10 protein-coding genes are annotated in these 14,507 nt (G+C 57.4%); 4 read left to right on the forward strand and 6 right to left on the reverse strand.

What is annotated here, in order from left to right:
• The first annotated feature begins 222 nt into the window (after positions 1-222).
• Together AB5Z14_RS00005 and AB5Z14_RS00010 are read left to right on the forward strand one after the other, a co-directional pair.
• Positions 223-852 (forward strand): PTS sugar transporter subunit IIB, encoded by a 630-nt coding sequence (locus AB5Z14_RS00005; RefSeq protein ID WP_368129809.1) that lies wholly within the window; start codon positions 223-225, stop codon positions 850-852.
• A gap of 162 nt (positions 853-1,014) precedes the next feature.
• The gene (locus tag AB5Z14_RS00010) at positions 1,015-1,356 is read left to right on the forward strand and encodes a sugar phosphate isomerase family (protein WP_368129810.1); all 342 of its coding nucleotides are present in this window, start codon (positions 1,015-1,017) and stop codon (positions 1,354-1,356) included.
• Between the two features lie 37 nt (positions 1,357-1,393).
• Here the strand turns inward: AB5Z14_RS00010 and AB5Z14_RS00015 are convergent, their stop codons facing one another.
• The 3 genes from AB5Z14_RS00015 to AB5Z14_RS00025 form a co-directional block, all read right to left on the reverse strand.
• Positions 1,394-2,626, reverse strand: a complete 1,233-nt coding sequence (locus AB5Z14_RS00015) for a Fic family protein (protein ID WP_368129811.1) — start codon at positions 2,624-2,626, stop codon at positions 1,394-1,396.
• A gap of 367 nt (positions 2,627-2,993) precedes the next feature.
• On the reverse strand, positions 2,994-4,415 hold the full coding sequence (gene lacG / locus AB5Z14_RS00020; RefSeq protein WP_197032106.1) for a 6-phospho-beta-galactosidase: 1,422 nt from the start codon (positions 4,413-4,415) through the stop codon (positions 2,994-2,996).
• A 76-nt stretch (positions 4,416-4,491) separates the two neighbouring features.
• The gene (locus tag AB5Z14_RS00025; protein WP_368129812.1) at positions 4,492-6,309 is read right to left on the reverse strand and encodes a PTS lactose transporter subunit IIBC; all 1,818 of its coding nucleotides are present in this window, start codon (positions 6,307-6,309) and stop codon (positions 4,492-4,494) included.
• Between the two features lie 284 nt (positions 6,310-6,593).
• Between AB5Z14_RS00025 and AB5Z14_RS00030 the strand changes: the two genes are divergently transcribed.
• Positions 6,594-7,595 carry a LacI family DNA-binding transcriptional regulator gene (locus tag AB5Z14_RS00030; RefSeq protein ID WP_195919826.1) on the forward strand — a complete coding sequence of 334 codons (1,002 nt, stop codon included), beginning with the start codon at positions 6,594-6,596 and terminating at the stop codon, positions 7,593-7,595.
• 413 nt (positions 7,596-8,008) lie between these two features.
• On the opposite strand, the gene AB5Z14_RS00035 is transcribed toward AB5Z14_RS00030, so the two are convergent.
• Together AB5Z14_RS00035 and lacG (AB5Z14_RS00040) are read right to left on the reverse strand one after the other, a co-directional pair.
• Positions 8,009-9,769, reverse strand: coding sequence for a PTS lactose transporter subunit IIBC (locus AB5Z14_RS00035; protein ID WP_006234821.1), 1,761 nt, complete (start codon positions 9,767-9,769; stop codon positions 8,009-8,011).
• Positions 9,770-9,945: 176 nt separating this feature from the next.
• Positions 9,946-11,388, reverse strand: a complete 1,443-nt coding sequence (gene lacG, locus AB5Z14_RS00040; protein WP_055310581.1) for a 6-phospho-beta-galactosidase — start codon at positions 11,386-11,388, stop codon at positions 9,946-9,948.
• A gap of 350 nt (positions 11,389-11,738) precedes the next feature.
• Here lacG (AB5Z14_RS00040) and AB5Z14_RS00045 point away from each other — a divergent pair, with 350 nt between their 5' ends.
• On the forward strand, positions 11,739-12,767 hold the full coding sequence (locus AB5Z14_RS00045) for a LacI family DNA-binding transcriptional regulator (protein WP_055310566.1): 1,029 nt from the start codon (positions 11,739-11,741) through the stop codon (positions 12,765-12,767).
• 264 nt (positions 12,768-13,031) lie between these two features.
• Here AB5Z14_RS00045 and lacG (AB5Z14_RS00050) read toward each other — a convergent pair whose 3' ends face one another.
• Complete coding sequence (gene lacG, locus AB5Z14_RS00050) at positions 13,032-14,471, reverse strand: 6-phospho-beta-galactosidase (protein ID WP_368129813.1); 1,440 nt, start codon at positions 14,469-14,471, stop codon at positions 13,032-13,034.
• Between the last annotated feature and the right edge of the window lie 36 nt (positions 14,472-14,507).

Here is a 14,507-nt window from a genome sequence, read left to right on the forward strand (position 1 = left end):
GCCGGCCCCGACGGAGGGGAGGCGCCGCGCGCTCGGGCGGCGCGCCAGGGAGATAGTGGACGAGATAGTCGAGAAGCACGGCCTCAAGAAGGAGTAACATCGGGACTTGCAGCGACGGACCTCAGGACGCTCTTACACCACGTCTGCGCGCGCGACCCCGTTATCTTCGGTATGCCGATTGTTCTCAATCCCTATATGTTCGTGCCCTTCCTAGTGGCTCCTATGGTCAACGCCATTATCGGTAAATTTTTCATTGACGTCATTGGAATGAACGCCCCCATGTATACCATGCCGTGGGCGCTTCCCGGCCCAATTGGTGCGTTCCTCACCACGGGTCTCGATCTGCGTTCTCTCGTATTGATGGCAGTGCTGTTGGTCGTCGACTTTGTGATTTACTATCCGTTCTGCAAGGCGTATGACCATCAGCTTTGTTTGGAAGAGTCTGCAAAGGAGACTGCAGGAACCTCGGATGCAGATGCTATTGCCGCACAGGAAAATGTCGCAAAAGCTCTCGAGGCGGTAAAGGACAAGGCGGAGCAGATCCGCGTGCTTGTGCTTTGCCAGGGTGCCGGCACTTCGACTCTCTTGGCAAATGCTCTTCGCGAAGGTGCCGCTGCTAAGGGTATCGATCTGGTTTCTCAGTCCGGTGCGTACGGAAGCCACTATGAGACGATGGATCAGTACAACGTGATTGTTCTGGCGCCCCAGGCACGCATGTACTATGACGCTATGAAGGCCGATACCGATCGCCTTGGAATTAAACTGCTCACCACAAGGGGCAAGGAGTATATCGACCTTACCAACGATCCCGAAGGTGCAATTGACTGGATCGTTCAGGAGCTGGCCAAATAGTGGATGCACTTCGTCGTTGATTCGTCGGTGTATGGTACGGCCCCGCAGCTTATTGAGCTGCGGGGCCGTATTTCGTTGAGTATCTAATTGAGACAATGCGCGCAACCGTCGTGAGATCGCATTGGCGCTCTCCGAGTCACCGACAAACTGTCTTCCATCTATGTGACCAATTCGCTTTCGGCCTTTAGCCTGCTCGAGGCGCGCGAGGATTGCGAGCTGTGCCCGGTGGGCGGCATGTACCGTCGCCGCACCGCCGCCTTTGTGGGCCCCATGGCCGAGGATACCCTGCGCGCACTGGGGATCGACGCAGCCTTTATCGGCGCAAACGGCATTTTGGACGGCGACGTGTCTACGTCCAACATGGACGAGGGCCGCATCCAGCAGCTCGCCTTTAGCAAGGCCGACTCGCGCTATCTGATCGCCGATTCCAGCAAGATCGGCAGGCGATACTTCTGCCCCCCCCTGCCGGCGCAGGGGTACCGCTTTAAAATGACGCGTAAATGACTTTGGGCAACAAGGATGAGGCTATTCTGAGATATGACTAGACTCCGTATTTCGTCTTTATGTCCATTGAGAATGAATCGTAGTCTTCATAGAGCCCTTCTCTGCTTTCATCCTCGGCGTGGTTTACACGTTCAAGGAGTTTATCCTTTGGAGCCTCTTTTGTTATTGCGGCCTCGCCATCGGGTATTGTGGCTTGTAAGAATAGTTCTAGAGCATGGGCGTCTTTGAGTATGTAGCCCGTCGAACGACCAGCTCCTGTTTTTTCGATTGCGCTGCAACTAACAAGCTGACCGAGGGTTCGTTTAACGGTTACCTCGCTGATATCGGGGCAGTTGGACCGGATGTCGGATTTCTTAATGACGCCGGGTCTCTGTTGAAATAGAACAGCGATGCGCGCTTGCTTCGACATGGGACGAGTGCTTGATTCAATTAAGGTACGCTGCTCGAGCTGTCGGTAGGCGGCCAGGGTTGTTCCGAGCATGAAACGGATAAAGGGTACTTCGGTGTTTTGATTTTCATTCCATCCAGTGGAGCTTGCAGCGAGGGCGTTGTAGTAAAGCGCTTTGTTGTCTTCAATAAGTCGCTCGATGCTGATGTAACGCGCAACGTCGTATCCAGTCTTTTCGAGCAGCAGCGTTGTAAGGAGCCGACTCATCCTGCCATTGCCATCGTTGAAGGGATGAATGCTAACAAAATCGAAGATAAAGCGGAGCGATATAAGGAGGGGATCGCAAACTTGGCGAGATAAAGCATCGTTGAGGGACTGGCAGGCTTCTTTAATAAGTCCCGGGGTTGCTAGAGCCGAAGGGGGCCTAAAGCGCACAAATCGATTACCTTGATCGCCAATGGAGACGATTTCGTTATCGCCATCTTTCCAATGGCCTCCATACGAGATTGCCGTGTGCGCCATGAGGTCACGATGCAACTGCAGAATGACCGATGGCGATACGGGAATGGAATCGTGTTGCTCGTGAATAAGCGACAGCACATCTCGGTATCCAGCGATTTCTTCCTCTGCGCGGGAGCTTGGCTTGGCGGAATACGCCATGATCGCTTTGAGTCTTTTTTGGGTGGTAACAATTCCTTCAAGTCCGTTGGAGGATCGGGTGCTTTGGATCTTAGCCTCCTCCATTAGGGACGATAGAAGCTCGGGTTTGACTTGACTCAGAGCAAGCTGACGGCCTTTATGCTCGCGTATCGAGAGGAGGAGGTTGGTGATTGGAGTTGCTTCGAGTTCCGCTGGGACTGTGGTGTAATCGAACTGGCGCATGCGGCTCCTTTCGGTATCACGAACACACTTTCGATATCATAATACCATTAAATGATACCGAAAGTATGTTCGTGATACCGAAAACTAGAAACCATGCTTCATAACTGCTTGGAAAGTTTGGATTTGACTATCTTATTGTCTCGATCTGTAACAGTTAGACGGTTAAAAGTGGGCTACGTGTTACAGATTGAGATCTTTCAGCCCTGGTCGCCCGTTCGTCTAAATCTATAACAGTTAGGATTGAAAATCCCTGCTAGATGTTACAGATCGAGATAAACGGCCTGCTCGGGCTCACCAAAAACAAAAAGGCCGCATGCGAACCCGTGGAGGGATTCGTATGCGGCCGACAGGGGATACGCGGCTGAAGTTAGGCCATGAGCAGGCCGGTCTCCGCGACGTTCTTGTACCAGTACGCGCTCGCCTTGGGATAGCGCTTCTGGGTCTCAAAGTCGATGTAGAACAGGCCATAGCGCTTGTTGTAGCCGTTGGTCCAGGAGAACTGGTCCTGCAGCGACCACACAAAGTAACCGTCGACGTTCACGCCGCCGTCGATTGCCTTGAGGATCCACGCGAGATGCTGACGCATGTAGTCGATACGAGGGGCGTCGTCGATAAAGCCATCCTCGAAGTCGTCCTTATAGCCCATGCCGTTCTCGGTGATGTAGATCTTCTTGTAGTTGGGGTAATCGTTTTTAATGCGGAGCAGTAGGTCGTAGAGACCCTCGGGATAGATGATCCAGTCCCAATCGGTGGTGGGTACGCCTTCGCGCACGCATGACTCGCCCACGCCCTTGAGGAACCAGCGCGAGGAGCCCTTGTCGCCGGTGCCATTGTGGTTGATGTCGTTTTCGCCCTCGGCGGCACGCAGGAACTGGCACTTGTAGGTATTGACGCCCAGACAATCGTTGTAGGGGAGCGCGGCGGTCAGCGCGGCGATGTCCTCGTCGCGGACGTCGAGCTCGCCGCCGGCGATATGGGCCAGCTTGGTTGCGGCTTCCATGGTGTCGGCTGCATAGTGGCCGCGGAAAGTGGCGTCGAGCACCCAGCGGTTGTTGATGACATCGGCCATGCGAGCTGCCTCGCAGTCGGCAGCACTGTTGGGATCGAGGGGATACTTGGGCTCCAGGTTCTGGACAATGCCGATCTCGCCCTCAAAGCCGCCCTCATGGAAGGCGACGACAGCCTTGGCGTGGGCCACCATCATGTTGTGCATGAGCTGGAAGGCCTTGTCCAGGCGATACTTCTCGCCGTGCGGCCAGTTGCCGACGATAAAGCTGCCCTCGGCGGTCGCGGGAATCTCGTTAAAGGTAAACCAGTGCTTGACCTCGGTGAACTCGGCAAAGCAGAACTTGGCGTACTCGACAAAGGCGTCGATCGTCGTGCGCGTCAGGAAGCCCTCGCCGCCGTTCTGGTAAAAGGCCTCGGGCGTATCGAAGTGATCGAGCGTGACATAGGGGATAACGCCAGCTTTGTTGCAGGTGGCGAAAAGCTCGTGATAGAAGGCGACGCCCTCGGGGTTAATCTCACCAGTGCCGCTGGGGAAGATGCGGCTCCAAGCGATGGAGACGCGGATACCGTTGATGCCGAAACGCTGGCACAGGTCGATATCGACCGGGTACTTGTTGTAGAAGTCGCTCGCGGGATCGGGGGAGAAGCGACCCTGAGCAGCCAGGAAATCGTCCCAGGGCACTTTGCCCTTGCCGTGCGTACGGGTCTCGCCCTCAACCTGGTAAGCAGCGGTGGCGCCGCCAAACACAAAGCCGTCGGGGAACTGCATGGGGTTGGTCATGAGTCATCCTTTCTGTGGGATACGAATAGGGAGCGGTGCCCGAACTGGGGATCCGGGCACCAACAGAGGGAGGAACCTAGTCGAGGTTCTCGCGGAGCCATTTAATGGCGCCAGCGGGGTCGCGGGTAAGGTCGATATATTCCTTGCCGCGGGGAGCGAGCAGCTTAATGCCCAGACGATCGGTGTCGGCCTTCATGTCGTTGTAGTAGCTACGAACCTGCGGGGCGAGCACGATGACGTCGTACTGATCCATGATGGCAGTGTGCTGACCATAGGCGCCTGCGGAGGAAGCGATGTTCTCTCCGGTCTGCGCAGCACCTTCCTTGATGGCATTGGCAAGCATGGCAGAGGTGCCGGCGCCGGCGCACAGGACGAGGACCTTCAGACCGTCGACGTCCTTCTTAGCGGATGCGTCGGCGGCGGGCTCGGGCTGATCGGCGACAGGCTTGCTGTCGGCGGCAGCGGCGGTCGGCTCGACGGAAGCGGTGACAGCGGCGGTCGGCTCGACGGAAGCGGTGACAGCGGCGGTCTGCTCGACAGCGGGCGCAGGGGCGTTGGCAGCGATGGTGGCAGCACCATCGGATTCGAGACCCAGCTCGGCGGCGCGCTCGGCCTCCTGGTCGCAGAGCAGCTTATCGTATGCCTTCAAGAACGGCAGGTAGATGATAGCGTCCAGCAAGATGATGATTGCAACAAACACCAGGGCGATAAGCTGGAAGTTTGTGGTGATGAAGATGCCGATGGGGGCAGGGGTAGCCCAAGGCACCACGAAGGAGAAGCCGTTCATGCCCACATTGTCGATAAAGAACTTGGCAACACTCACGTTGACGCAGCCGGCGGCAACAAAGGGGATGAGCATGTAGGGGTTAAGGATCATCGGCGCGCCAAAGAGCAGCGGCTCGTTGACAGCAAAGGCAACAGGAACAATCGAGGCCTTACCGACGGCTTTGAGCTGCTTGGACTTCATAAAGAGAATCAGCAGAAGCGGCACGATGAACGTAGCGCCAGTGCCGCCGAACTCACCCACGAGCGACATGTTAAAGGTGAGGGAGTGGGCGGGGTGGCCACCGGCCAGCAGAACCTGCAGGTTCTCGGCCTGGTTGGCAAGACGGATGGGGTCGATGCCCGGCTGGACAATCGAAGGGCCGTGGACGCCGATGAACCAGAAGAACGCGGTGGCTGCCTGGATAAGGATGAGGCCAGGATAGGTTTCTGCCGCAGTGAAGAGCGGGGAGAGCAGCTTGATGAGCAGCTCGGAGAACGGAACGCCCATGAGGTTGCGCACAACCACATCGATGATGCCGCAGATAATGACAGCGCCGCCAAAGGGGATAATGTCGCGGAAGTTCTGAGCGATGGCGCCCGGGACCTCCTTGGGCAGCTTAATGGTCAGATCGCGCGAGACGCAGAATTTGTAGACCCACACGGTGATGAACGCGGCGATATAGGCCGAGAACAGACCGCGCGTACCCATGCTGGTGCAGTCGAAGACCGAAAGCTCGGAGCCGTTGAACTTGGTGGTGAACTGCGTAACGGCGAGCAAAAGCATACTGCACTGGGCGGCCACCATGGTGGAGCCGTCGTTGAGCACCTTGCCGGCGGGCATGCGACGGTTCATGGAAGCCGTAAAGTTCTTGGCAGTGGTGCCGGCAACCATGATGCCCATGACGCCCATGGTGAAGTTGTACAGCTTGTTGCACCAGTCGATGAGCGGCTGGGGCAGCGTGATACCGACTACGCCGGGAAGGGTGGCAATGAGCAGAAAGATCGAAGAGGTGAGGACGATGGGCATGCACCCAAGGAATCCGTCCTTAATAGCCTGGAGGTAGATGTTCCTCGAGATCTTCTCAAAGAACGGCTGATGCTTTTCGAGCATCTTTACGATGGCGTCCATAGAGCTCCTTTGCTACTTGATGCGCGATGCATGTGGATGGAACTGGTCGTCGATGGATGGTCAGGACTGCCCGGAAACCTTCCTGCTCAAGGAAGGCATTGCGAAATGACAACGTTGTCATTTCGTTAATGACAACGTAAGACATTTTTGGAAGAGCAACAAGGATATACGGGTGAGTGGTCGATATTGTCCGGTAAACGGTTGATTTATCAGTCAGGCAGGTAGTATATGCTAGAACACAAAAAACAAGCGATAGAGAACCGAGCGGAGAAGCAGTGGCAACGATGGACAAGAAAAATGTCTCGATGAACGATGTGGCAGTTGCCGCGGGTGTTTCTCTCAAGACGGTTTCGCGTGTGATCAACGAGCCCGATAGCGTGCGAGAGTCGACACGCGATAAGGTTCATTCGGCCATGGAGGCGCTCGGGTTTCGAGCCAACTTTGCCGCGCGTTCGCTCAAGTTGGGCCGTTACGGGTGCATCGGCGTCGTGCTGTTCCACTTGTCGGGCGGTGCCGTGGACATGATCGACGGTATCGCCGATGCCGCCGAAGAGCGAGGCTTTGCTCTTACGATGATCAAAAAGCGGGCGGGGGAGAAGATGACCCTTGCCGAAGCGGCGCGTAGGATGTCGCAGCTCCCCGTCGACGGCATGATTTTCAACCTGCGCCAGATGGTCGATGACTTTGATACCTTTGAGGCGCCGAAAGACCTCAAGACGGTGATTATCACACCGATGGAACATCCTACCTGCTCTACCGTCAGTGACGACCAAGAGGGCGGCGCGCGCATGGCGTGCGAGTACTTCTTGAACCACGGGCACAAGAACGTGTACTTCGTCTCTGGTAAGAAAGAGTCACTGTCGAGCCAGTGCCGTATGAAAGGTTGGCGAGCGGCACTCGAGGCACGTGGCATTGAGCCGCCCGAGCCTCTGCAAGGCGATTGGAATGCGGATAGTGGCTATGCCGCGGGCCTTGTGCTTGCCGATAAGCCCGATTGCACGGCGGTCCTCGCTGCTAACGACTGCATGGCAAACGGCGTGATGATGGCTCTACGTGACAAAGGGCTCAATGTGCCCGACGACGTGTCCGTGATCGGCTTCGACGATGAGCTCTACAAGACGATTCCCAACTCGATTCTGACGTCGGTGAAGTTTCGCCACCGCGAACTGGGCATCCGTGCGCTTAACGAGGTCGTCGCAGGTCTGGAAGCCCCGAGCTCCAGAAGCCGTACGCTCGTCTCGGGCGTGTTGGTCGAGCGTTCCAGCGTAAGGGATCTGCGGGCGTAGACGTGCTCGGCCTGCTCGTCTAAATCTGTAACAGGTGGGACCCGAAAACTCGGCTAGATGTTACAGATTTAGACAATTCGGCCCGGCTTATTCCGTTTGTCTCGATCTGTAACAGTTAGGAGTGAAATGACCAGCCAGGTGTTACAGATCTAGATTGATTGGATTGACCCATCTGTTTGTCTCGATCTGTAACATCTAAGCGGTCAAAAGCGGTCTACATGTTACAGATTGAGATTTTTGGCTTGGCCTGTGCGTTCACCTCGATCTGTAACAGCTAGGATCCAAAAACTCGGCTAGATGTTACAGATTGAGATGAACAGGAGGGCGGGTGCGGTCTAAACAAAATGGCCCGCGCATCACGCATCGATGCATGGGCCATTTTTTGTCTGCGAGCGGCAGGTGGCGTCAGCGTCTTATGCCTTGAGGTTTTCCTCGATCCAGGCGACGGCACCCTTGGGATCCTTAGTGAGGTCGATGTACTGTTTGCCCTTGGGCGACAGCAGCGTGATGCCCAGGCGGTCGGTGTCGGCCTTCATCTCGTTGTAATAGGTGCGAACCTGCGGAGCCAGGACGATGACGTTGTACTGGTCCATGATGGCGTAGTGGCTGCCGTAGGCACCGGCGTTGGCGGTAATGTCGATGCCCAGCTCGTCGGCGCCTTCCTTAAGCGCGTTGGCGAGCAGTGCAGAGGTGCCGGCGCCAGCGCACAGAACCAGAACCCTCAGATCCTTGCCCTTAAGGGCGGACGGAGCTGCGGAGGCCTCGGTGGCAGAAGCGGTCTCGACAACAGGAGCCTCAACGGCGGGGGCGGCAGCGGTCTTGACGGCCTTGGTCTCCTCGGCCTCTTCTTCGGCCAGGGTCTCGGCCTCCTGCTTGCACAGGACGTTGTCGTAGGCCTTGCAGAACGGGTAGTAGATTAAGAAGTCAACGACCAGCAGGACGACAACCAGGACCAGAGAGATCGGCTGGAAGTTGGTGTCGATGAAGGTGCCGATCGGTCCGGGGAGTGCCCACGGCATGGCATAGATAAAGCCGTTCATGCCCAAAAAGTCGATGAAGAACTTACCAATGAGGACGTTGGCCACGGGGGCAAACAGGAACGGGATCAGGAAGTACGGGTTGAGGATGATGGGCGCGGCGAACAGCAGCGGTTCGTTGACGGCGAACATCACGGGTACGACAGAGGCTTTGCCGACGGCCTTGAGCTGCTTGGAGCGCATAAAGAGCAGGAAGATGATCGGGACAATGAACGTGGCGCCGGTGCCGCCGAGTTCGCCGATGTAGTTACCGAAGTTCTCGGTCAGGGCGAGGGCGGGGTGACCGCCGGCCTGCAGCGTGGCGAGGTTGGTGGTGATGTTGCCAAACAGCGCGGCGTTGAGGGCAGGCTTAACGACCGAGGGGCCGTGGATGCCCATGAACCAGAACAGCGGGATCATGAACCAGATGAGGGCGAGGCCGGCGTAGGAATCGGCAGCGGCGAACAGCGGGCTCACCAGCGTGGAGATGACGTTGGCAAACGGGACGGCCAAGCAGGTGCGGCAGATAACGTCGATGACGGCGACAAACAGGATGGAGAAGCTGAAGGCGAAGATGTCGCGGAAGTTCTGGGCGATGGCGCCGGGGACTTCTTTGGGCAGCTTGATGGTGATGTCTCGCTTAATGCAGAAGGCATAGATGTTGACCGTGGCAAATGCGGCGACAAAGGAGCTCAGTAGGCCCTTGGTGCCCATGTTGTCGGTAAAGAACACCGAGACATCGGCGCCGTCGATCTTGGCACTCGTCTGGGTAACGGCCAAGATGAGCATAGCGCACATGGCGGCGACCATGGTGCTCGTGGCGTTGATGGCCTTGCCGGCAGGCATGCGGCGGTTCTTGGAGCCGGTCAGCGCGCTTGCGGTGGTGCCGGCGACCATGATGCCCACGACGCCCATCGTGAAGTTGTAAACCTTGTTGCAGAAGTTCACGACGTCGACGTTCCACCAGTCGGGCAGCGTAAAGCCGCCGACCGTGGCGACAACGCCCGGCAGGGTCGAAATAAGCAGGAAGACAGAAGAAGACAGGATGATGGGCATTGCTGCCAAAAAGCCGTCTTTAATGGCCTGAAGGTAGATGTTCTTAGAGACCTTGTCGAAGTACGGCTGACCTTTCTCCAAGAACTTAACGATCGATTCCATAGTTCACGCTCCTCTTTGCATGAAATCTTAATGGCATGGACGTTGAAAACCTATATGGTCTCCCGCTTGCTAAAAGCCCGGGTGCAGGCGGGGTCGGTCCCAGGGGGAGAGAGGGGAGCGGCTGGGTTTGTATCGCATAGGGCCGCTCCCTTCTCGGGGGAAAGCGAGGCGATGCGCTACTGCGCGTCCGCCATAGTGTCGGCGAGCTCCTTGTACCAGAGTGCCGACTGCTTGATGTAGCGTTTTTGCGTGTCGAAGTCGATGTAGAACAGGCCGTAGCGCTTGTTATAGCCGTTGGCCCACGAGAACTGGTCCTGCAGGCTCCAGATAAAGTAGCCCTGGACGTCGACGCCCTCGGCGCGCGCCCGGAGCACCTTCTCCATGTGCTGGTCGACAAAGTCGATGCGCTCGGGATCGGCGACGATGCCGTTTGCGTCGGGCTCGGGGTCCTTGTGGCCCAGGCCGTTTTCGGTGATATAGATGACGGGGAGGTTGGGATAGGTGGCGCTGATGTGCTTGAGCGTGTCGTAGAGGCCTTGCGGGTAGATGAGCCAATCCCAGTCGGTGGTGGGGATACCCGGCATATCGACCTGCTGCCCGACGCCCTTAAACTTAAAGCACGAGGTGCCCTTGTCTCCGGTGCCGTTAAAGCTGTTGGTGGACTCGCCATCGTAGGCGGCGATAAACGCCGACTGATAGTAGTTGAGGCCGAACATATCGTTGCGGGGCGCCGCCTTGGCGAGCTCCTCCATGTCGCTGTCCTCAACCGTAAGCGTGGCGTTGTTGGCACGCAGAATCTCGTTGATGAGTGAGAGGGTGCGCGCGGAGTAGTGACCCAGGAAGGCGCCGTCCATGATGAAGTCGGTGTAGAAGGCGTTGTACAGGTCGGCGGCGTGCTGGTCGGCGGGCGAGTCTGTGGCAGGATATGCCGGCGTCAGGACGTTGACCATGCCAATGCGTCCGCCCAGGTGCTCGGTCTCGTCAAGATCCTTATACAGGTTGACGGCGCGGGCGTGGGCAACGAGCTCGTTGTGCTGGCTCTGGATGCCGCTCGTCACATCAAAGTGATGGTTGGGCGGGAAGTTGCCTTGGATGTATTGGGAGTGCGAGAGACTGATGAGCTCGTTGATGGTGAACCAATTCTTGACCTCGCGGAACTCGCGGAAGCAGAACTCGGCATAGCGCACATAGGCGTCGACGGTCTTGCGGTTGAGCCAGTCGCCCTGGTTGAACAGGGCGGCGGGGGAGTCAAAGTGATGCAGGGACACATAGGGCTCGACGCCATACTTTTTGCAGCAGGCGAACAGCTCGTGGTAGTGCTTAACGCCCTCGGCGAGGGGCTCGGCATCGTCGCCGTTGGGGAAGATGCGGGTCCAGGCGATGGACACACGGATGGCGTTGAGTCCATGCTCGGCAGAAAGGCGGATATCCTCCTCGTAGCGGTTGTAGAAATCACTGGCCGGGTCGGGCAAAAAGCGACCCTGGGCGACAAGGTAATCGTCCCACATGGTCTTACCCTTGCCTGCCACCTTCGTGGAACCTTCCGTTTGGTACGCGGCGGTTGCGGCGCCCCAAACAAAGCCCTTCGGCAGCTGCTGTACGCGGTTTAGCAAAGACATATGCATACACCCTCTCGTCTCGCTGTTCGATATTGTGCGTTTGCGCTCAGGAGGCTCCCTGGTTAGCGTTCAGCGGTGAAAAAGCCCGATAAACACTATCTTAAAATGATTAGAACCAAAATGAGCACGTGAACATTTGACAATGAGCACGTTAACATCCGGCTGGGATGTATAGAAACAAAACAACTTCAAACAGCCGCGAACGGTTGTATTTGTTCGGTAAGCGGTTTTGATTGACAGAAGTTTTCATGTTGTGGTATATGGCTCGGGTATCATGAGCACGTTATCGATGTATGTACGATGCGCCATGGGCGCGGGGAATAGTTGGGAAGCAGGTTAGCGTGGAAGGCATGGCTCAGCAGACAAGGAATGGTCATTCGGCGAGCGCGGCAGAGGTTGCGGCGCTCGCTGGCGTGAGCCGCCAGACTGTGTCTCGCGTGGTCAACGGTATGCCCAACGTGACGGAAAAGACGCGCAAGCGTGTGCTGGCCGCCATGGAAGAGCTGGGCTTTCGTCCCAATTTTGCTGGAGCGGCGTTGCGCGGCGGGTCGTATCGTTCTATTGGCCTGTGCATGTACAACATCACACGTGTCGGTAACCTGGCGACGCTCGAGGGTATCATGCAAGCGGCGCGCGAGCACGATTTTGCCGTCACTATGATCGAGATGGGCGGCGACAAGCCCTATACACTTGCCGATGCCTCGCGCCGCATGGTCGAGCGACCCGTCGACGGCATGATTCTCAACATGAACCGCATGGCTCCCGATTTTGAGGAGTTTGTTCCCCAGCCGGGAGTGCGAACGGTCATCCTGTCCATGTATGCGCATCCGCGCTGCACGACGATCGACTCCGACCAGTATGGTTCGTGCGAGCTGTTGACCAATTATCTGCTGGAACATGGTCACTCGAATATGCGGTTTGTGGCGGGTCCGGAAAACTCGATTTCCTCGCGTTTTCGTGAGGCCGGTTGGCGCGATACGCTGGGTCGTGCTCATGTCGATGCCGCTCCGATGCTGCGTGGCGATTGGAGTGCGGACAGTGGGTACGCCATGGGCGAGCGGATTGCGGCCGAGGTGCTTGCCGGCGGGTCGCAGGCGCCGACTGCCGTGCTTGCGGCAAATGACCAGATGGCGCTGGGCGTTATCGCCGCGCTCGAGAACGCGGGCCTGTCCGTGCCCGACGACGTGAGCGTGGTTGGTATCGACGACGCACTCGAGGGACTTGTTCCTCACAATCGACTGACGACGCTGCGATTTGATTTGCGCGGTGTCGGTAAGCTTGCGTTTGAGGCGGCGATTGGAGAGAGCTCGTCTATCGAGGCGATTCATGTGCCGAGTACGCTGGTCGAACGCTCGACTGTTAGGGACATACGGGGTTAGGTCCTACTCCGTTTGTCTCGATTTGTAACAGGTAGACGGTCAAAAGCGGGCTACGTGTTACAGATTTAGATTCTTCGGAAAGAGCAATTCTGTTCGTCTCAATCTGTAACAGCTAGGACCAAAAAACTCGGCTAGATGTTACAGATCGAGACAAACGTGCGACACGGTCCGCCCAAAAAAGACCGGGGGCGGCGCGCCGTGTGACGTGCCGCCCCCGGCTGAGAAATGGGGACAGGTTATGTGGGCAGGCGACCCCGCCAGCCGCTAGTCCAGACGACGGGTCTGCGCCACGTGCTTATACCAGTATGCGCTTGCCTTGGGCGTGCGCTTCTGGGTTTCAAAGTCAACGTAGAAGAAGCCGTAACGCTTGTTGTAGCCATTGGTCCAGGAGAACTGATCCTGCAGGCTCCACAGGAAGTAGCCGCCCACGTTGACGCCCACCTCCATGGCCTTGAGCAACCAGCGCAGGTGCTGCTCGATGTAGTCGATGCGCGGCTGGTCGTCCACAAAACCGTCCTTGCAGGGGTCCTTGTAGCCCATGCCGTTCTCGGTGATGAAAATCTGCTTGTAGTTGGGGTAGCGCTGCTTAATGTAGACGAGCAGATCGAACAGGCCCTCGGGATAGATGATCCAGTCCCAGTCGGTGGTGGGGATACCAGGCTTGTTCACATGCTCGCCAATACCCTTAACGCGCCAGCGGCCGGTGCCCTTCTCGCCCGTACCGTTGTGGTGCAGGTCGTTCTCGCCATCGTAAGCCTTCAAAAAACGGCACTGGTAGTTGTTAACGCCCAGGTAGTCGTTGTAGAGCGCTGCCTCGCGCATAATCTCGAGGTCCTCGTCCAAGATCTCGATGGTGCCGCCCGAGACGGCAGCCAGGCGGTTGGCGCACTCGAGGGTGTCGGGGGCATACTCGCCGCGGAACGTCGCGTCGAGCAAAAACTGGTTTTGCAGCACGTGCTCGTTGTTGGCGGCTTTGATGTCGGCGGGGTCGTTCTCGTTGAGCGGGTACTTAAACTCCAGCGACTGGATGACGCCGATTTTGCCCTTAAAGCCGCCGTTGTGGAAGGCCAGCACGGCCTTGGCGTGGGCGAGCATCATGTTGTGCTCGCACTGGAAGGCCTCGGCCAGATGCGCCTTGACGCCACCGGGGAAGGTGCCCTCGATGTAGGTGTTGGAGGCGTCGGCCCAGATCTCGTTAAAGGTGAACCAGTAGGTCACCTGGTCGGCGTACTCCTTAAAGCAGAAAGTGGCAAAGTCCACAAAGGCGTCGATGGTCTCGCGGTTGAGGAAGTCGCCCTTCTCAAAGAGGGGAAGCGGCGTGTCAAAGTGATGCAGCGTGACGAACGGCTCAACGTGGTGCTTGTGGCACTCGGCGAAGAGATCGTGGTAGAACTGGACGCCCTCGGGGTTGATTTCGCCGGTGCCGTTGGGGAAGATGCGGCTCCAGGCGATGGAGAGGCGAATGCCGTTGATGCCGAACTCCTCGCACAGCTCCAGGTCGACGGGGTACTGGTTGTAGAAGTCCGAAGCGGGATCGGGGGAGAAGCGCCCCTGGGCCTCCAGAAAGTCGTCCCAGGCAACCTTGCCCTTACCGTGAGTGCGGGTCTCGCCCTCTACCTGGTAGGCAGCGGTGGCGCCGCCAAAGACAAAGTCCTCGGGAAACTGCGCGGGCGGGTTGGTGACGCTAGCAGGATTAACGGACATGATGATCCAATCGTCTAAATCGAAGGGCCAGCCGGT

This window comes from Collinsella aerofaciens (assembly GCF_040910265.1).
Lineage (GTDB): Bacteria > Actinomycetota > Coriobacteriia > Coriobacteriales > Coriobacteriaceae > Collinsella > Collinsella aerofaciens_BK.

What these genes read in the sequence shown, in the direction of transcription:
- AB5Z14_RS00015 (WP_368129811.1), bottom strand. Translation starts at nt 2,626, where the DNA reads ATGCGCCAGTTCGATTACACCACAGTCCCAGCGGAACTCGAAGCAACT.
- lacG (WP_197032106.1), bottom strand. Translation starts at nt 4,415, where the DNA reads ATGACCAACCCCATGCAGTTCCCCGACGGCTTTGTGTTTGGCGGCGCC.
- lacG (WP_368129813.1), bottom strand. Translation starts at nt 14,471, where the DNA reads ATGTCCGTTAATCCTGCTAGCGTCACCAACCCGCCCGCGCAGTTTCCC.
- AB5Z14_RS00045 (WP_055310566.1), top strand. Translation starts at nt 11,739, where the DNA reads ATGGCTCAGCAGACAAGGAATGGTCATTCGGCGAGCGCGGCAGAGGTT.
- AB5Z14_RS00030 (WP_195919826.1), top strand. Translation starts at nt 6,594, where the DNA reads ATGGACAAGAAAAATGTCTCGATGAACGATGTGGCAGTTGCCGCGGGT.
- AB5Z14_RS00025 (WP_368129812.1), bottom strand. Translation starts at nt 6,309, where the DNA reads ATGGACGCCATCGTAAAGATGCTCGAAAAGCATCAGCCGTTCTTTGAG.
- lacG (WP_055310581.1), bottom strand. Translation starts at nt 11,388, where the DNA reads ATGTCTTTGCTAAACCGCGTACAGCAGCTGCCGAAGGGCTTTGTTTGG.
- AB5Z14_RS00005 (WP_368129809.1), top strand. Translation starts at nt 223, where the DNA reads ATGGTCAACGCCATTATCGGTAAATTTTTCATTGACGTCATTGGAATG.
- AB5Z14_RS00035 (WP_006234821.1), bottom strand. Translation starts at nt 9,769, where the DNA reads ATGGAATCGATCGTTAAGTTCTTGGAGAAAGGTCAGCCGTACTTCGAC.